The organism is Micromonospora halophytica (assembly GCF_900090245.1).
GTDB lineage: Bacteria > Actinomycetota > Actinomycetes > Mycobacteriales > Micromonosporaceae > Micromonospora > Micromonospora halophytica.
The window spans coordinates 58,110-76,081 of the sequence record NZ_FMDN01000002.1; the positions used below are offsets into that span (position 1 = coordinate 58,110).

Sequence of the window (17,972 nt, forward strand, 5' to 3'; positions counted from 1 at the left end):
GGGGGCCAGCATGCCAGCCGCTGGAACGGTCGGAACAGCAGTTTCGGCAGAGATCCGGGCGATCTCGGGGGTGACCCCGACACGCGCCCCGGCAACCGCAGACAGGAGTATGGAGGGTATGCAGCTTCGCACCGACCTCCGCAACGTCGCCATCATCGCCCACGTCGACCACGGCAAGACGACCCTGGTCGACGCCATGTTGCGGCAGGCCGGCGCCTACGGCGCCCGTGGTGAGACCACCGAGCGGGTCATGGACTCGATGGACCTCGAACGGGAAAAGGGCATCACCATCCTCGCCAAGAACACCGGCGTGCGGTACATGCCGGCCGACGGGTCCGAGCCGGTCACCATCAACATCATCGACACCCCCGGGCACGCCGACTTCGGCGGTGAGGTCGAGCGGGGCCTGACCATGGTCGACGGGGTGGTGCTGCTGGTCGACGCCAGCGAGGGCCCACTGCCGCAGACCCGGTTCGTGCTGCGCAAGGCGCTGCGCGCCCGGATGCCGATCATCCTGGTGATCAACAAGGTGGACCGTCCGGACGCCCGGATCAAGGAGGTCGTGGACGACACCTACGAGCTCTTCCTCGACCTGGACGCCGACGAGGAGCAGATCGACTTCCCGATCGTCTACGCCTGCGCCCGCGACGGCATCGCCTCGCTGACCCAGCCCGCCGACGGCGCGGTGCCCGACGACAGCCACAACCTGGAGCCGCTGTTCCGCACCCTGCTCGACACCATCCCGCCGCCCGCGTACGAGGAGGAGGCGCCGCTGCAGGCGCACGTCACCAACCTCGACGCCTCGCCGTTCCTCGGCCGGCTCGCGCTGTGCCGGGTCCGGCAGGGCACGATCAGCAAGGGCCAGACCGTGGCCTGGTGCCGCACCGACGGCAGCACCCAGCGGGTCCGCATCTCCGAGATGCTGATGACCGAGGGCCTGGAGCGCAAGCCGGCGGACTCGGCCGGCCCCGGCGACATCATCGCGGTCGCCGGCATCCCGGAGATCATGATCGGTGAGACCCTGGCCGACGCGGAGAACCCGGTCCCGCTGCCGCTGATCACCGTCGACGAGCCGGCCATCTCGATGACCATCGGCACCAACACCTCCCCGCTGGTGGGCCGGGTCAAGGGCGCCAAGGTCACCGCCCGGATGGTCAAGGACCGGCTCGACAAGGAGCTGGTCGGCAACGTCTCGCTGCGGGTCCTGCCGACCGAACGGCCGGACGCCTGGGAGGTGCAGGGCCGCGGTGAGCTGGCACTGGCCATCCTGGTCGAGCAGATGCGCCGCGAGTCGTACGAGCTGACCGTCGGCAAGCCGCAGGTCGTCACCAAGGAGATCGACGGCAAGACCTGCGAGCCGGTCGAGCGGCTGACCATCGACGCCCCGGAGGAGTACCTGGGCGCGATCACCCAGCTGTTGGCCACCCGCAAGGGCCGCATGGAGCAGCTGGTCAACCACGGCACCGGCTGGATCCGGATGGAGTGGCTGGTCCCGGCGCGCGGCCTGATCGGCTTCCGCACCGAGTTCCTGACCGAGACCCGGGGCACCGGCATCCTGCACCACGTCTTCGAGTCCTACGAGCCGTGGTTCGGCGAGCTGCGTACCCGCAACAACGGCTCGCTGGTCGCCGACCGGGCGGGCAGCGTCACCGCGTTCGCGATGACCAACCTCCAGGAGCGCGGTCAGCTCTTCGTCGAGCCGGGCACCGAGGTGTACGAGGGCATGATCGTCGGGGAGAACTCCCGCTCCGACGACATGGACGTCAACATCACCAAGGAGAAGAAGCTCACCAACATGCGCTCGTCGACGGCCGACGAGACCGAGAAGCTGATCCCGCCGCGCAAGCTGTCGCTGGAGCAGGCGCTGGAGTTCTGCCGCGAGGACGAGTGCGTCGAGGTCACCCCGGCCGCGGTGCGCATCCGCAAGGTGGTGCTGGACCAGACCCAGCGCGGCCGGATGGCGGCCCGCCGCAAGCACGCCGGCTGATCACCGACCAGCCCCACCGGAGCCCCGGCCGTCCCTGACGGCCGGGGCTCACCCGTCTCGGGTGGACCCTCGGGTGGGCTCGCGCCGCCCCCGTCGCGCCGGGATCCGCTACGGTCACCGGCATGATCTCCGACGAGCTCGACGCCCGCCTGGACCGGGTGCCCGGCACCGTCTCCGCGTACGTGGGACGGCTCGGTGCGCCGCCCACCTGGACCCGGCAGGCCGGGGCGACCCACTACGCGGCCAGCACCATGAAGGTCGCGGTGCTGCTCGCGCTGCACCGCGCCGCCGAGGCCGGCGAACTGGACCTCGACGCCCCGGTCGCCGTGGTCAACGAGTTCGACTCCGCCCTGCCCGGCGCGCCCCGGTTCTCCTGCGCCCGGCACTACGACAACGACGAGGCGGTCTGGGAACGGGTCGGCGACACCGTCCCGCTGCGCTGGCTCGCCCACCGGATGATCACCCGGTCGAGCAACCTGGCCACCAACATCGTCATCGGCCGGGTGGGCCTGCCCGCCGTGGCCCGGGCGTGGGCGCTCGCCGGCGCCCGGCACAGCGTCACCGGCCGGGGCATCGAGGACTTCGCCGCGCGGGACGCCGGCATCACCAACCTGGTCACCGCCGCCGACCTGGCCGCGCTGCTCGGCGGCCTGGCCGGCGGGGCGGACCGGCCGGGACCGCTGGCCTCACCGGCCGGCTGCGCCGCCATGGTGGACGTGCTGGTGGCCCAGGAACACCGCGAGGACCTGGCCTCCGGGCTGCCGGCGGGAACCCGGATCGCACACAAGAACGGCTGGGTGCGCGGCGTGCGCCACGGCGCCGGGGTGGTCTTCCCGGACGACGCCCCGCCGTACGTGATCGCCGTCTGCACCACCACCGACCTGGCCGACGGCGGTGCGAGCGGCGAGGAGGTGGAGGACGACGCCTGCCGGCTCATCGCCGACGTGTCGGCGACGGTCTGGGCGGCCCGACACGACCTGGCCGGCTGAGCCGCCGGGCGCCCCGACGGCGGAATCACTCCAGCAGGTTGTCCCGCAGCGCGGCGCGCACCTCGTCGGTCACACCCAGCCCGTCGCGCAGGTACGCCTCGAACGACCCGTGCACCCGGCGCACCTCGTCGTACGCGGCGTCCAGGTACTCCGGGCGCACCTCCAGCACCGGCCGCACGGTCTGCGGGTCCAGCGCCGGGTGCCGGCGCGCCATCGCCTCCAGCAGCACCTCGCGCAGGCTGAGGGTCAGCTCGTTGTTGCGCAGGTAGTCGGCCCGGATCGCCGCGTCGTCCACGCCCAGCGCGGTCAGCAGCACCACCGCCAGCCACCCGGTGCGGTCCTTGCCGGCCGAGCAGTGGAACAGCAGCGGCAGGTTGCGCGCCTCGGCGGCCAGCCGCACCGCCGCCCCGAACCCGGCCCGCGCCGACTCCCCGGTGACGAACCAGCGGTAGATCGCCGCCATGGCCGCCGGCGTGCCCTCCTCGGCCAACTCGTCGTACGCCTCCAGGTCGTGGCCGAGCAGCACCGCCGAGACGTACGTGAAGACCGGGTGCGCCGGGTCGTGCACGGGCAGGTGCACCACTCGCGGCTCCCCCACCAGCCGGTCCGCCGGGGCGACCGACATCTCGGCGGCGTCGCGCAGGTCCACCACGCAGGCCGGCGCCAGCTCGCCCAGCACCGGTAGGTCCTCGTCGGTCAACCGGCCCAGCGCCGGGGTGCGCAGCAGCCGGCCCGCGCGTACCCGGCGGCCGTCGGTGGTGGTCAGCCCACCCAGGTCACGCGCGTTGGGCGCGCCCACCAGTTCCCAGTCCCGCCCGTCCATCATCGGTACCCTCCCCTGTCCGGCTGCGTATAGGGTGCCGCACATGACGATCGCCGCGGTACGCACCCACCGGCTTTCCGCGCCCTTACACACGCCGTTCGTCACCGCGCTGCGGCGCGCCACCACCGTGGACACCCTGGTCGTGGAGGTGATCGACGACGACGGACGCTCCGGCTTCGGCGAGGCGCCGCAGGTCTGGCAGGTCACCGGGGCGTCGGTGACCGGGGCCGAGGCGTGCGTCCGCGACGTGCTGGGCCCCGCGGTCGTCGGCCGCGACGCCGACGACCTGGTGGCCCGCTGCGCGCAGGTGCAGGCGGCGGCGGCCGGCAACGAGTCGGCGAAGGCGGCGCTGGACGTCGCGCTGCACGACCTGGCGGCTCGGCGGCTCGGCGTACCCCTGGTGCGGCTGCTCGGCGGCACGGCGCTGCGCGTCCCGACGGACGTCACGTTGGCCGCCGGCGACGCGGTGGAGCTGGCGGCGGCGGCCCGGCAGCGCCGCGCCGAGGGCTTCGACGTGCTCAAGCTCAAGGTGGGCACGGACGCCGCGAGCGACCTGGACCGGGTCCGCGCGGTGCGGGCGGCCGTCGGTCCGGGCGTGCGGGTGCGGCTGGACGCCAACCAGGGCTGGACGCCCCGCGAGGCGGTCCGGGTGATCCGCGGCATCGAGGACGCCGGGCTCGACGTCGAACTCGTCGAGCAGCCGGTGCCCCGGTGGGACCTGGACGGGCTGGCCTGGGTCAGCGACCGGGTGACCGTGCCGATCCTGGCCGACGAGTCGGTCTTCGGTGTGCGCGACCTGGTCGAGGTGATCCGCCGGCGGGCCGCCGACATGGTGAACGTGAAGCTGGCCAAGTGCGGCGGCCTGCATCCCGCCCGTACGCTGCTCGACCTCGCCCGCGCGCACGGCATGGGCACGGTCGTCGGTTCGATGATGGAGAGCGCGGTCGGCGTCGGCGCCGCCGCGAGCCTGGTCGCCGCGTACCGCACCAGCGCCGTGTCCGATCTCGACGCCGCGTGGTGGCTGGCCTGGTCGCCGGTGCGGGGCGGGATCCGGTACGACGGGGCCAGCGTCGTGCTGCCCGACGCCCCGGGGCTCGGCATCTCCTCCGTGACTGAAGTAAAAGTGCAGCAGCATGGTTGATGGCTGTCGGTTTCTTTCATAGGGTCGGGTAGGCGCCCGCAACCGGAGGTCGACGTGAAGCTGCAACCCGGCCGCGAGGCCGTCGTCCGGGTCTCCGTCGCCACGCTCTGGGCCGACCCCGGCGCGGTACGCCCCGTCGACCGTCCCGCCCTCGCCACGCACACCGACATCCCCGACTGGATCGCCAGGATGGACGCCGACCAGCGGGTCGGCGACTGCGTGCTGACGCAGCTCCTGCTCGGTGAACGGGTGCTCGTCACCGCGCTGCGCCCGGACGGCTGGGCGCACGTGGTCGTCCTCGGCCAGCCCTCCGCGAAGCTCGATCCACGTGGCTACCCGGGCTGGCTGCCCGCCGCCCAGCTCGCCCCCGCCGACGAGGCGGGCCCGGCCGGCGCCCCGCTGGTCGTCGACGCGGCCGTCACCGCGCTGCACACCGCACCGGACGGCCCGGCGGCGCTCGCCGGAGTCGTGCTCGGCACCCGGCTCGACCCGGCCGGCACACCCGCCGACGGTTGGCAGCCGGTGCACGTTCCCGGGCGCCCGGGTCCGCTCTGGATACCGGAGGCGGACGCCGTGCCGCTGCCCACCGGGCAGCCGAAGCCGACCGAGGTGCTGGCCCTGGCCGAACGGCTGCGTGACGTCGTCTACGTCTGGGGCGGGCTCTCCAGCCACGGCATCGACTGCTCCGGCCTGGTGCACCTGGCCTGGCGCCGCTTCGGGGTGACTCTGCCCCGCGACGCCGACGACCAGGCCGGCGCGACCGTCGAGGTGCCGCTGGGCGAGGAACGCCCCGGCGACCTCTACTTCTTCGCCCGTCCGCACCGGCACATCCACCACGTCGGCATCGTCACCGCCGAGCCTTCGGCCGATCAGCGACGGATGCTGCACGCCTGCTACCGGCAGCGCCGGGTCCTGGAGGAGCCGCTGCCACCCGAACGGGTGGCCACCCTGGTGGCCGTGCGGCGGGTCTGACCCGTACGACGTAGGGGCGCCCTCCGCGCGGAGGGCGCCCCTACCTCGGGTGCGCGGGTCAGCGGCGGGCGTCGGCCAGCTCGCGGCGACGGTCCCGGGAGGACCTGACCAGGCTGGCCGCGGTGGCCGCGGCGAGGGTGCCGAGGATGACCGTCAGCGAGAGCCAGATCGGGATGTGCGGAGCCCAGCCGACGTGCTCGCCGCCGTTGATGAACGGCACCTGGTTGTCGGCCAACGCCTCCAGCACCAGCTTCACACCGATGAAGCCGAGCACCACCGCCAGGCCGTAGCTGAGGTAGATCAGCCGGTCCAGCAGGCCACCGAGCAGGAAGTAGAGCTGGCGCAAACCCATCAGCGCGAACACGTTCGCGGTGAAGACCAGGTACGGCTCCTGGGTGATACCGAAGATCGCGGGGATGGAGTCCAGCGCGAAGATCAGGTCGGTGGTGCCGATGGCGATCATCACGATCAGCATCGGGGTGAACAACCGCCTGCCGGTCTGGTAGGTGGTCAGCTTCGCGCCGTCGTAGTCCCTGGAGATCGGCAGCGCCTTGCGGCTCCACCGGATCAGCACGTTCTCGCTGAACTCGTCCTCGTCCGCCTCACCCTGGCGGGCCAGGTTGACCGCCGTGTAGATCAGGAACGCGCCGAAGATGTAGAAGACCCAGGAGAACTCAGAGATCAGCGCGGCGCCGGCCGCGATGAAGCCACCGCGCATCACCAGGGCCAGCACGATGCCGATGAGCAGCACCTTCTGCTGGTACTGCCGGGGCACCCCGAACCGGGCCATGATGATGACGAAGACGAAGAGGTTGTCCACCGAGAGGCTGTACTCGGTGAGCCAACCGGTGTAGAACTGCCCGGCCACGCTCGCGCCGGAGGTGAGCCAGAGACCCGCGCCGAAGAGCAGGGCGAGACCCACGTAGAAGCCGACCCAGATGCTCGACTCACGGATGCTGGGCTCGTGCGGGCGGCGACCGACGATGAAGAGGTCGACGAGGAGCATCGCCGTCATCGCGACGAGCGTTCCCGCCCACACCATTGCGGACACGTTCAATCCATTCCTCCGGCAGACACGCGGCGTCGGGCACACCGTACGCCCGGGTCAGGGCGGCGCGGGTGGCGACGCGGACTCTGGTGACTGTCGGAGGTCTCTTCCGCCAGCGACCCGCTAGCGGGACGTTGACCGACGGAGCCGGGTCGGGTGCCGGGGGTTGGCGGTCGACCGTGCTGACGACTCCGTCGCGAGGGAATACTCCCCTCCTCGGCGGCCATTGTTCACCATTCGGTGCGGGCGGCGCATCTCCAGGTTGCCGGATTGCCGGCAGCATCACGTTCCGACGTGGATGGTGCCGCACATCCGCTAGAGCATCCTAGGAGGCTAGTGTTGCGCTCCGCGTCTCCCCGGCCTCGAGCGATCACCGCCAGGGCCGTGCCGGCCGGCGGAGAAGCCCCCACCCCGTCGGTCCCGTCGCGGGCCGTGCGAGGCTTCGGTCATGGTGCTTGAGGTCGCGCTCATCGACGTACTGCCCGGACACGAGGACGATTTCGCCGCCGCGTACGCGCAGGCGCACGCCGTCATCACGGCGGTCGAGGGCTGCCGGTCGGTCCGGATGACCCGGGGCGTCGAGACCCCGACCCGCTTCGTACTGCTGGTCGAGTGGGACTCGGTGCAGGCGCACGAGGAGAACTTCCGGGCCACCGAGGCGTTCGGGAAGTGGCGGGCGCTGATCGGCCCGCACTTCGCCGGCCCGCCCCACGTCGAGCACTTCGTCGACGTCCCCGCCTGAGCCCGGATCGATCCACACCCGCCTTTGTCAGACCCCCGGGTTACCGTGCGGCGCACGCGCGGCACACCGGCCCCGACGCGTTCGGGGGCGCCGGGTCCGGTGACCGCGTGACATTCTCGTTGCGGCGATAGGGTCGGTTGGGTTGACTGACGATCATGGCTGATCGCGTGGCGCTGGTGACCGGGGTGAGCAGGCGGATCGGCATCGGCGCCGCAGTCGCCCGGGCGCTCGCCGCCGACGGGTACCGGCTGCTGCTGACCGGCCTGCCGGCCTACGACGACGCCCAGCCCTACGGCGGCGACCCGGACGGCGTGGCCGGACTCCTCGCCGAACTCGGCGGCGCGGCGGATCACGTTCCCACCGACCTGCTCGACCCGGCCGCTCCCGCCGCGCTGGTCGCCGAGGCGGTCCGCCGGCGCGGTCGGCTCGACGTGGTCACGGCCGTGCACGCGTACTCCACCCACACACCGTTCGGCACACTCGACGCCGGTGAGATCGACCGGCACCTGCTGGTCAACGTCCGGGCCACGCTGCTGCTCGCCGAGGCGTTCGCCGCGGCCTTCGCCGGGGCGGACGGCCGGCTGGTGCTCTTCTCCAGCGGTCAGCGGCTCGGCCCGATGCCGGGCGAACTGGCCTACGCGGCCAGCAAGGCGGGCGTGGAGAACCTCACCGTTCAGCTCGCCCCACTGCTGATGCCGCGCGGCATCACCGTCAACTGCGTCAACCCGGGACCGACCGACACCGGGTACGCCCCGCCGGACACGCACGCCGCCGTGGCGCGCCTCTTCCCCGGGGGCCGCTGGGGCACCCCGGAGGACGCTGCCCGACTGGTCCGCTTCCTCTGCTCACCCGAGGCGGGCTGGATCACCGGCCAGGTGATCGACTCGGAGGGCGGCTTCCACCGGTACCGGTGAGCCGACCGGCCGCCGGGCGGGCGGGCGACGGCACGCGGCTCCGGATCCGATCGCGGACGACCCCGGCTCAGCCCTCCGACGGTGCGGCGGCGGCCGGATCCGGCGGATGATGCCCGTTCGCCGCCGCGGCCGCCCGGTCGCGCAGCAACGCCCGCGTCTCGTCACCACCGAGGGCGACCGACGCCAGCCAGTCGCTCATCCGCTCGTAGCGGGCGACGTCGGCCTCGGAGACCAACCGCACGTCGGCGGTGAGCGTCTCCAGCATGACGGTACGCGGATCGGCCGGGTCCGGGAACGCGTAGCTGGAGTAGCCGGTCAACGGGTGCAGCCCGGCGCGGGGCACGGCGGCACGCGGCACCACCCGGACCGTCACATGCGGCAGGTCGGCCAGCGCGACCAGGTGCGCCACCTGCTCCCGCCACACCTCGGGCGACCCGCCGCCCTGGTCGCAGGCCCGCTCGTCGAGCAGCGCGGTGTAGCGGGGCGGGTCGGCGCGGCGCAGCACCTCCTGGCGCATCAACCGGGCCCGGACGTCCGCATCGACGTCGACCTCGGGGTGCAGCAGCCGGCCGGCAGCGATGCGCTGGCGGGCGTACCCGGGCGACTGGAGCAGACCGGGCACGACGGCCGGCTGGTACTCCACGATGGCCGCCGCGCCCGCCTCCAGTTCGGCGTACGTGCGTTGCCGTTCGTGCATCTCGCCGAGCGTCCGCCACCAGCCGCGGCTGGTCGCCGCGTCCCGGGCGATGACGATCAGCGCGTCCCGCTGCGGCGGCGAGACCTGGTAGACGTCCAGCAGGTCGAGCACGTCGGCGAGGTCGGGCCGGCTCTGCCCCAGCTCGACCCGGGACAGCTTGGAGGTGGAGGCCCAACCCAGCAGGCCACAGACCTGCTCCAGGGTGAGCGACCTCCGCCTGCGCAACTGACGCAGCTCGGCGCCGAGTCGCGCACGTCGAATGACCGGACTCGATGACAACGGCATCCCTGCCTCCCCACGACGGAGGGTACGCAGGACCGTCACCCACTGCAATAGCTTGCTTGCGCATAGCAACCGTCCAATGGGGCGGCTGGCGTCAGGACGGCCCACGACCATCCGCAGCCCGGCCACGCCCCGGCCGTCACTTCACGCCTGCGGCGTCCATCCCGCGCAGTTCCTTCTTGAGCTCGGCGACCTCGTCGCGGATCCGCGCGGCGAGTTCGAACTGCAACTCCCGGGCGGCGGCCAGCATCTGGTCGTTGAGCTCCTGGATGAGCTGCGCCAGGTCGGCGCGGGCCATCCCCTCCCGGGACGGGCCGGCGGTGGCCCGGCTGCGGCTGCGGGTCTCCTTGACCGGCGCCTTGCCCCGGGAGAGCTGCCGCACCGCGCCGCCGACCCGCGAGTTCTCGGTGTCCTCCGCCTCGCGGTAGATGTCGTCGAGGATGTCGTGGATCTTCTTGCGCAGCGGCTCGGGGCTGATGCCGTGCGCCTCGTTGTGCGCGATCTGCTTGGCCCGCCGGCGATTGGTCTCGTCGATCGCGGCCGCCATCGACGGGGTGACCTTGTCGGCGTACATGTGGACCTGGCCGGAGACGTTGCGGGCGGCCCGGCCGATGGTCTGGATCAACGACCGGCCACTGCGCAGGAAGCCCTCCTTGTCGGCGTCGAGGATCGCCACCAGGGAGACCTCGGGCAGATCCAGACCCTCGCGGAGCAGGTTGATGCCGACCAGCACGTCGTAGTCGCCCTTTCGCAGCTCGCGCAGCAGCTCGACCCGGCGCAGGGTGTCGACCTCGGAGTGCAGGTAACGCACCCGGATGCCGTTCTCCAGCAGGTAGTCCGACAGGTCCTCGGCCATCTTCTTGGTCAGCGTGGTGACCAGCACCCGCTCGTCCCGCTCGGTGCGCAGCTTGATCTCGTGCATCAGGTCGTCGATCTGGCCCTTGGTGGGCTTGACCACCACCTCCGGGTCGATCAGGCCGGTCGGCCGGATCACCTGCTCGACGTACTCGCCCTGGGCGCGCTCCAGCTCCCACGGGCCGGGGGTGGCGGAGAGGAACACCATCTGGCCCACCCGCTCCAGGAACTCGTCGAAGCGCAACGGGCGGTTGTCGGCGGCACTGGGCAGCCGGAAGCCGTGGTCGATGAGCATCCGCTTGCGGGACGCGTCGCCCTCGTACATGCCGCCGATCTGCGGGATCGTGACGTGCGACTCGTCGACCACGGTGAGGAAGTCGTCGGGGAAGTAGTCGAGCAGACAGTGCGGAGGGCTGCCGGGCAGCCGGCCGTCCATGTGCATCGAGTAGTTCTCGATGCCGGAGCAGAAGCCGACCTGCCGCATCATCTCGATGTCGTAGGTGGTGCGCATCCGCAGCCGCTGCGCCTCCAGCAGCTTGCCCTGCCGCTCCAACTCCGCCAGCCGCTCCCCCAGCTCGGTCTCGATGTCGCGGATCGCCCGCTCCATCCGCTCCGGACCGGCGGCGTAGTGGGTGGCCGGGAAGATCACCAGCCCGTCGACCTCCCTGACCACGTCGCCGGTGAGCGGGTTGAGGTAGTAGAGCTTCTCCACCTCGTCGCCGAAGAGCTCGATCCGGACGGCCAGCTCCTCGTACGCCGGGATGATCTCCAGCGTGTCACCGCGGACCCGGAACGTCCCCCGCTGGAAGGCCATGTCGTTGCGGGTGTACTGGATGTCGACCAGCCGGCGCAGCAGCTGGTCGCGGTCGAGTTCCTGCCCGACGGCGACCCGCACCGCGCGGTCGAGGTACTCCTCCGGCGTGCCCAGGCCGTAGATCGCGGAGACCGTGGCCACCACGATCACGTCGCGGCGGGTGAGCAGCGACATGGTGGCCGAGTGCCGCAGCCGCTCGACCTCCTCGTTGATCGAGGAGTCCTTCTCGATGTAGGTGTCGGTCTGCGGGATGTACGCCTCGGGCTGGTAGTAGTCGTAGTAGGAGACGAAGTACTCCACCGCGTTGTGCGGCAGCAGCTCGCTGAACTCCTTGGCCAGCTGGGCGCAGAGCGTCTTGTTGGGGGCGAGCACGAGGGTCGGCCGCTGCAACCGCTCGACCAGCCACGCCGTGGTGGCGCTCTTGCCGGTGCCGGTCGCGCCGAGCAGCACCGTGTCGCGGTCACCGCGCCGCACCCGGCGCTCCAGCTCGTCGATCGCGGCCGGCTGGTCGCCGGCGGGCTGGAACTCGCTGACGACCTGGAAGCGGCCGTCCAGCCGGGGAATGTCGAGCGCCATGACCTCCACGGTACGCCCGGGGTCCGACACTCCGAGGCCACTACGGTGGGTCCGTGATCGGCTTCGATATTCGCGTTGTGTGGCACATCCCACCCGCGCTAGCCTGGATGCCGTAGGCCGCTCGCGGCGGCCGACCGGACCGGTGGCCGGGCCTTCACGGGCTCCCACCCCCGGCACGCGGGGTCGCAGCACCCGGACATCACCGGCGTGCGCACCCGAGCGTGGTCGCGCCCACGGCGCAGACCGGCCGCCGCGAGCGCCCCTGCGTCGTCACCCTCCGCCCCCGCCAGGCGTTCATCCCTCGTGGAAACCTCCCCCGACCCACGTCGCCGTGGGCGCGGCCGACGGCGCCGCGACCCCGGCCTGCGCGCCGCCCCGATCCCCCCGGACGTCTCCGCCGGTGAACCCCCCGGCGACGAGCCGGGACGCCGCCGCACCACCCTGCTCGCCCTGGCCGTGGTCGCCGCCGCATCCGCCGCCGCCCTGGTCGCCGGGCTGCTCAACTGGGCCCCCGCTCCGGCGGGACCGGCCCGGGCGTTGACCGGCAGCGAGTCCGAGCGGCTGGCCGCGACCCGGGTCACCAACTACCGCGACGTCCGGGCCGGGGTACGCCTCGTCGTCGGCGCCGGCCCCGCCCGCACCGACCTCGTCGGCTGGATCGACTGGGCCCGTCCGCTGGCCTACCTGAACGTGGGCGGGCCGGGCGCCGGGACGGACCGCGGGCTGCTCCAGGCCACCCCCTCGGTGGTCGTGGTCCGCCCCGACCCGGCGGGAGGGCCGGCGTCGGCGCCCCCGCCCCTGGACCCGCCGACCGACCGCTGGCGGCTGCGTGACCTGCCCGCCGGACGGGGGCTGGCCGGCGCGCTCGACCTGCTCTTCAACCTCGGCGCACGGCACGTCGACCCCGCCGACCCGCTGCGACGCGGCGGCGGACGCTGGGTGGGACGGGAGACCGTCGAGGGCGAGCCGGTCGACGTGTTCCAGGCCGCACTGCCCGCGCCCGCCCCGGCCGCCCCCACCACCGGCACGCCCGCCCCACGGGCGGCCGGGGACGGTGATCCGCGCTGGTGGGTCGATCGCGACTCCCGGCTGCACCGGTGGCGGGGACGGCTGCCCGACGGTGCCCCGGTCACCGTCGAGCTGGCCCGCCTCGACCGGCCCACGCTGCGGCCGATCGACGCGCTGGGCGGCCGACCCGCACTGCCCCGGACGCTCACCGACGAGGAGGGGGAGCGGCTGGCCCGGGTGCCCGACCGGCTGCGTGCCGAGGCGGGCGCCGCCGTCACCGTGACCGCGCCGCTCGGCGCCGCCGCCAACCTGCGGGGCTCCGGCTGGCTGAGCTGGTCCGGCGCGGTGGCGTACCTGTCGGTGGCCGAGCTGGACACCCTCGGCCGGCGTACCCTGCTGCGCCGCGATCCGGCCGGGTTCGCCCGGGCCGAGGTGCCGGTCGGGCCGGGAGCCGGCAGCGCCACCGCCCCCACCGGACCGCCGCTGCCCCCGCCGCCGGATGCCGGCTGGCGTCGCGGGGTACGCCCGAGCGACGACCTCGACCTGCTGATCGACACCGCCGTACGGGCGAGCGCCACGCCGCTGCGCCCCGGCGCCGCCGTGCGGCTGCGCGGGGACCGGATCGCCGGGCGGGTGGTGGACGTGGTCGAGCTGCGCGTCCAGGGGCTGCGGCTGCGCTACTGGCTGGACCGGACGGGCCTGCCGCGCCGGCTGGAGCTGCGTACCCGCCCCGGCGCCTGGGCGCAGCTGGATCTAACCCCCGGCCCGGTGCCGGCCGGCGTCGCGCCGCCCCGACCGAAGCCGTCCACCGCGAAGCCGACGGCCGGGAAGCCCACCGCCTCGCCCGGTCGGCCCCGGGTCCGCCGCTGACCGGTCAGGGCTGGTGACGGCCGCGTCCGGTCAGGGCCGGTGACGGCCCGCGTCCGGTCAGGGTCGGTGCCGGCCCGCGTCCGGTCAGGGTCGCCAACCGGTCCGGGCGGCCCATTCCTCGGCCCGCAGGTGCTCCTCGTCGAACCAGGGGTCCTTCGCGGTCCCGTACGCGCCGTTGTCCGGGGCGGCCGCCGCCAACTCCCGCTTCACCATCAGGTAGGCGGCCCGCTGGTCGGGGTCGGCGCGCAGGTGGTCGCGCATCAGCAGGGCGTACCGCCAGCCGGGCGAGCCGGCCACGCGCAGGTGCAGGTACGCCGGGCGAGCCGGGTCGGCGCTGCCGTGCAGCCGCTTCTCCCACCGCCCGTCGCCGGCCGGGCGCGGGTTGTCCCACCACTCGCCGGGCAGCCGGGGGAAACCGGCCCTGGCCAGGCGCTCGGCCAACGGCCCGTCCGCCTCCTCAAGCGAGTCGACGGTGAGTTGGATGTCGATCACGTCCTTGGCGGCGAGCCCGGGCACGGCGGTCGAGCCGATGTGGTCGACGCGCGGATCCGCCGGGGCGGCCGCGTGCCGGATCCGGGCGGCGAGCCGGGCGTACTGCTGCGGCCAGGTCGGGTCCGGTTCGGTGAGCACCACCCGCTCGGGGCGCACCGCGCGCCGTTGCCGCACGTTGCGCTCGTAGGGCAGCAGGCGGTCCTGCCAGAGGGCGTCCACCGCCGCGTGCAGGTCGTCCAGGGTGCCGTCGTTGTGCAGCACCACGTCGGCCACCGCCTGCCGGCGGGCGTCGTCGGCCTGCGCGGCGATGCGCCGCTCGGCCTCCGCCCGGGACATGCCCCGGTGCCGGGCCAGCCGCTGCACCCGGGTGGCGACCTCCGTCTGCACGACCACCACCAGGTGGAACGTCGGGGCGAGCCCCACCTCCACCAGCAGCGGCACGTCGTTGACGACCACCGCGTCGGCGGGGGCGGCGGCGACGAGTTCGGCGGAGCGGGCCCGGACCCGGGGGTGGGTGATCGCCTCCAGTCGGCGGCGGGCGGTGTCGTCACCGAAGACCACGTCGCCCAGCGCCGCCCGGTCCAGTGCGCCCTCGGCGTCGAGCACCCGCTCGGAGAAGGCGGCGACGATCTCGGCCAGCCCCTCGGTGTCCGGGGCGACCACCTCGCGGGCGATCCGGTCGGAGTCCACGATCACCGCGCCCCGCTCGGCCAGCCGGGACGCCACCGCGCTCTTGCCGGACCCGATCCCACCGGTCAAACCCACCATCAGCACCCGACCAGTCAACCGGATCACCGTCCGCGCCGCCAACCCGGGCACCCCTGCGGACGGGCGTGATCCACCCCGGGTCGCACCGTCGGTGTCTGCCGTCGACGCGGCCAGGTCGCCGCCGGTCGGCGGACACGCGAGGGCCCCGCCCCCGGCGGCCCGGTGGAACCGGATCGCGGGGACGGGGCCCGTCGTCGTCAGTGACGTTCCAGGTCGTCGCGCGGCATCAGCCACACCGAACTGGAGTTGTCACCGGCTCACTTGCCGCCGGCGAGCTTCTCCCGCAGAGCCGCGAGCGCCTCGTCGGTGGCCAGGGTGCCGGCCGGCTCCTCGGCCTGCCGGCTCGGGGCCGTGCTGGTCGAGGTGGTGGTGCCGCCGGTGGACACGGCCGGAGCCGGGTTGGCAGCGGCCTCGGCGTCGGCGGCCCGGGAGGTCTGCACCTGCTTGGTGTGGGCCTCCCAGCGCTGACGCGCCTCGGCGTACTGGTTCTCCCAGGTCTCGCGCTGCTTGTCGTACCCCTCGAGCCACTCGCCCGTCTCCGGGTCGAAGCCCTCCGGGTAGATGTAGTTGCCCTCGGCGTCGTACGTCGCGGCCATGCCGTAGAGGGTCGGGTCGAAGTGCTCCTCGCCCTCGACGAAGCCCTCGTTGGCCTGCTTGAGCGACAGCGAGATGCGGCGGCGCTCCAGGTCGATGTCGATGACCTTGACCATGACCTCGGAGCCGACCTGCACGACCTGCTCCGGGATCTCCACGTGGCGCTCGGCCAGCTCGGAGATGTGGACCAGGCCCTCGATGCCGTCGTCCACCCGGACGAAGGCGCCGAACGGCACCAGCTTGGTGACCTTACCCGGCACGATCTGCTGGATCGCGTGGGTACGGGCGAACTGACGCCACGGGTCCTCCTGGGTCGCCTTCAGCGACAGCGAGACCCGCTCGCGGTCCAGGTCGACGTCCAGGACCTCGACCTCGACCTCCTGGCCGACCTCGACGACCTCGGACGGGTGGTCGATGTGCTTCCAGGACAGCTCGGAGACGTGCACGAGGCCGTCCACGCCGCCCAGGTCGACGAACGCGCCGAAGTTGACGATCGAGGAGACGACGCCCTTGCGGACCTGCCCCTTCTGCAGCTTGTTGAGGAACTCGGTGCGCACCTCGGACTGCGTCTGCTCCAGCCAGGCCCGGCGGGACAGGACCACGTTGTTGCGGTTCTTGTCCAGCTCGATGATCTTGGCTTCGAGCTCGCGGCCGACGTACGGCTGCAGGTCACGCACCCGCCGCATCTCGACCAGGGAGGCGGGCAGGAAGCCACGCAGCCCGATGTCGAGGATGAGGCCACCCTTGACCACCTCGATGACCGAACCGCGGACGACACCGTCCTCGTCCTTGATCTTCTCGATCGTGCCCCAGGCCCGCTCGTACTGCGCCCGCTTCTTGGAGAGGATCAGACGACCCTCCTTGTCCTCCTTCTGGAGGACAAGGGCCTCGATGTGGTCACCGACCGAGACGACCTCGGCGGGGTCCACGTCGTGCTTGATCGACAACTCCCGAGAGGGGATGACACCCTCGGTCTTGTAGCCGATGTCGAGCAGGACCTCGTCCCGATCGACCTTGACGACGGTGCCTTCGACAATGTCGCCGTCGTTGAAGTACTTGATGGTCTCGTCGATCGCGGCGAGGAAAGCTTCCTCGGAGCCGAGATCGTCGTGGGTGACCCGGGTGGCGCTCGAGGGGGCCTCGATGCTGCTCGTCATGTGGGCGGTTGCTCCGGTCGGATGGGTTGTCACAGCAGGCGTGGTGTCGCAGTGACCATTTCGCGCCAACGGATCCGCCGCCGGGGCACACCGAACGATCGCCAAGTGAAGATCATTAGTGGCTCCGGTGACCGCGCACCTGCTCCCTGCCGAGGCACACGATCCGCGAGCGCATCGTCTAGCCTACCTGCTGCATTACCACAGCGTGCAAGGCCTCCCGTGTCCTCGCGACCTCATCAGCTGCGAAAGCGGAGATATCGGCGGTAAAGCCTCCCGACTGTCTCGTGCGTCACATCCGCCCCGGGAGAGAAAGGTAGCGCACCCCGGCGCGGCCGCCGTCCGAGGTGTCCGGGGCAGGGCCTAGCGTGGACGGGTGGATGACGACCGGGTGACCCGACGGCGGGTCGGCGACGCGGAGGCGCGCCGGGCCAACCGCGGCTGGTGGGACGCCGACGCCGACGACTACCAGGCCGAACACGGCGCGTTCCTCGGCGACGTGGACTTCGTCTGGTGCCCGGAAGGGCTGCGCGAGGCCGACGCCCGGCTGCTGGGCGACGTCGCCGGACGCCGGGTACTGGAGGTCGGCTGCGGCGCCGCCGCCTGCGCCCGCTGGCTGGCCCGGCAGGAGGCCCGGCCGGTCGCCTTCGACCTCTCCGCGGGGATGTTGCGGCACGCCGCACACGCCGCCGACACCACCGGGGTACGCGTGCCGCTGGTGCAGGCCGACGCGCTGGCGCTGCCCTTCGCCGACGCCGCGTTCGACATCGCCTGCACCGCGTTCGGCGCGATCCCCTTCGTCGACGACTCCGCCGCCCTGATGGCCGAGGTGCACCGGGTGCTGCGCCCCGGCGGGCGCTGGGTCTTCTCGGTGACCCACCCGATGCGCTGGATCTTCCTCGACGACCCGGGTGAGGGCGGGCTCGTCGCCACCCACTCGTACTTCGACCGCTCCCCGTACGTGGAGCAGGACGAGCACGGGGTGGCCACGTACGTCGAGCAGCACCGCACCCTCGGCGACCGGATCCGTGAGCTGGTCGGGGCGGGCTTCCGCCTGCTCGACCTGGTGGAGCCGGAGTGGCCGGCGGGGCACGAGGGGATCTGGGGGCAGTGGAGTCCGCTGCGCGGGCGGCTCTTCCCCGGCACCGCCATCTTCGTCACCGAGAAACCGGCCTGACCACGAGCAGGACCCGGTCCGCCGTTCGAGATCGAGCTTCCGGTCGCCGAGATCACCCCGTAGCGCCGC

The 17,972-nt window shown here is 72.8% G+C and carries 14 protein-coding genes; 8 read left to right on the forward strand and 6 right to left on the reverse strand.

Going from position 1 to position 17,972, the window contains the following annotated elements; translation table 11 throughout:
• Positions 1–118: 118 nt before the first annotated feature.
• Both typA and GA0070560_RS02945 read left to right on the forward strand, forming a co-directional pair.
• Positions 119–1,987 carry a translational GTPase TypA gene (typA, locus tag GA0070560_RS02940; protein ID WP_091291061.1) on the forward strand — a complete coding sequence of 623 codons (1,869 nt, stop codon included), beginning with the start codon at positions 119–121 and terminating at the stop codon, positions 1,985–1,987.
• Positions 1,988–2,109: 122 nt separating this feature from the next.
• Positions 2,110–2,976, forward strand: coding sequence for a serine hydrolase (locus tag GA0070560_RS02945; protein WP_091291064.1), 867 nt, complete (start codon positions 2,110–2,112; stop codon positions 2,974–2,976).
• Positions 2,977–3,001: 25 nt separating this feature from the next.
• Here the strand turns inward: GA0070560_RS02945 and GA0070560_RS02950 are convergent, their stop codons facing one another.
• Complete coding sequence (locus GA0070560_RS02950; protein ID WP_091291886.1) at positions 3,002–3,799, reverse strand: tyrosine-protein phosphatase; 798 nt, start codon at positions 3,797–3,799, stop codon at positions 3,002–3,004.
• Between the two features lie 43 nt (positions 3,800–3,842).
• Between GA0070560_RS02950 and GA0070560_RS02955 the strand changes: the two genes are divergently transcribed.
• Both GA0070560_RS02955 and GA0070560_RS02960 read left to right on the forward strand, forming a co-directional pair.
• Positions 3,843–4,940, forward strand: a complete 1,098-nt coding sequence (locus GA0070560_RS02955) for a mandelate racemase/muconate lactonizing enzyme family protein (RefSeq protein ID WP_091291067.1) — start codon at positions 3,843–3,845, stop codon at positions 4,938–4,940.
• Positions 4,941–4,994: 54 nt separating this feature from the next.
• Positions 4,995–5,912 carry a C40 family peptidase gene (locus GA0070560_RS02960; protein ID WP_091291069.1) on the forward strand — a complete coding sequence of 306 codons (918 nt, stop codon included), beginning with the start codon at positions 4,995–4,997 and terminating at the stop codon, positions 5,910–5,912.
• Between the two features lie 58 nt (positions 5,913–5,970).
• On the opposite strand, the gene GA0070560_RS02965 is transcribed toward GA0070560_RS02960, so the two are convergent.
• Positions 5,971–6,969, reverse strand: a complete 999-nt coding sequence (locus GA0070560_RS02965; RefSeq protein ID WP_091291072.1) for a TerC family protein — start codon at positions 6,967–6,969, stop codon at positions 5,971–5,973.
• A gap of 439 nt (positions 6,970–7,408) precedes the next feature.
• On the opposite strand from GA0070560_RS02965, the gene GA0070560_RS02970 reads away from it, so the two are divergent.
• Positions 7,409–7,702 carry an antibiotic biosynthesis monooxygenase family protein gene (locus GA0070560_RS02970; protein ID WP_091291074.1) on the forward strand — a complete coding sequence of 98 codons (294 nt, stop codon included), beginning with the start codon at positions 7,409–7,411 and terminating at the stop codon, positions 7,700–7,702.
• Positions 7,703–7,857: 155 nt separating this feature from the next.
• Positions 7,858–8,616 (forward strand): SDR family oxidoreductase, encoded by a 759-nt coding sequence (locus GA0070560_RS02975; protein ID WP_091291077.1) that lies wholly within the window; start codon positions 7,858–7,860, stop codon positions 8,614–8,616.
• A 67-nt stretch (positions 8,617–8,683) separates the two neighbouring features.
• Here the strand turns inward: GA0070560_RS02975 and GA0070560_RS02980 are convergent, their stop codons facing one another.
• On the reverse strand, positions 8,684–9,598 hold the full coding sequence (locus tag GA0070560_RS02980; protein ID WP_091291079.1) for a DUF5753 domain-containing protein: 915 nt from the start codon (positions 9,596–9,598) through the stop codon (positions 8,684–8,686).
• A gap of 136 nt (positions 9,599–9,734) precedes the next feature.
• On the reverse strand, positions 9,735–11,840 hold the full coding sequence (gene uvrB / locus GA0070560_RS02985; protein ID WP_091291888.1) for an excinuclease ABC subunit UvrB: 2,106 nt from the start codon (positions 11,838–11,840) through the stop codon (positions 9,735–9,737).
• 303 nt (positions 11,841–12,143) lie between these two features.
• Here uvrB and GA0070560_RS02990 point away from each other — a divergent pair, with 303 nt between their 5' ends.
• Positions 12,144–13,718, forward strand: a complete 1,575-nt coding sequence (locus GA0070560_RS02990; RefSeq protein WP_211565740.1) for a LolA-like protein — start codon at positions 12,144–12,146, stop codon at positions 13,716–13,718.
• An 84-nt stretch (positions 13,719–13,802) separates the two neighbouring features.
• Here GA0070560_RS02990 and coaE read toward each other — a convergent pair whose 3' ends face one another.
• Positions 13,803–14,984: a dephospho-CoA kinase gene (gene coaE, locus GA0070560_RS02995; protein ID WP_091291081.1), complete on the reverse strand. Its 1,182-nt coding sequence runs from the start codon at positions 14,982–14,984 to the stop codon at positions 13,803–13,805.
• Positions 14,985–15,235: 251 nt separating this feature from the next.
• Positions 15,236–16,729 (reverse strand): 30S ribosomal protein S1, encoded by a 1,494-nt coding sequence (rpsA, locus tag GA0070560_RS03000; RefSeq protein WP_043967455.1) that lies wholly within the window; start codon positions 16,727–16,729, stop codon positions 15,236–15,238.
• Between the two features lie 373 nt (positions 16,730–17,102).
• Here rpsA and GA0070560_RS03005 point away from each other — a divergent pair, with 373 nt between their 5' ends.
• Positions 17,103–17,903 carry a class I SAM-dependent methyltransferase gene (locus GA0070560_RS03005; RefSeq protein ID WP_091291084.1) on the forward strand — a complete coding sequence of 267 codons (801 nt, stop codon included), beginning with the start codon at positions 17,103–17,105 and terminating at the stop codon, positions 17,901–17,903.
• Positions 17,904–17,972 lie beyond the last annotated feature (69 nt).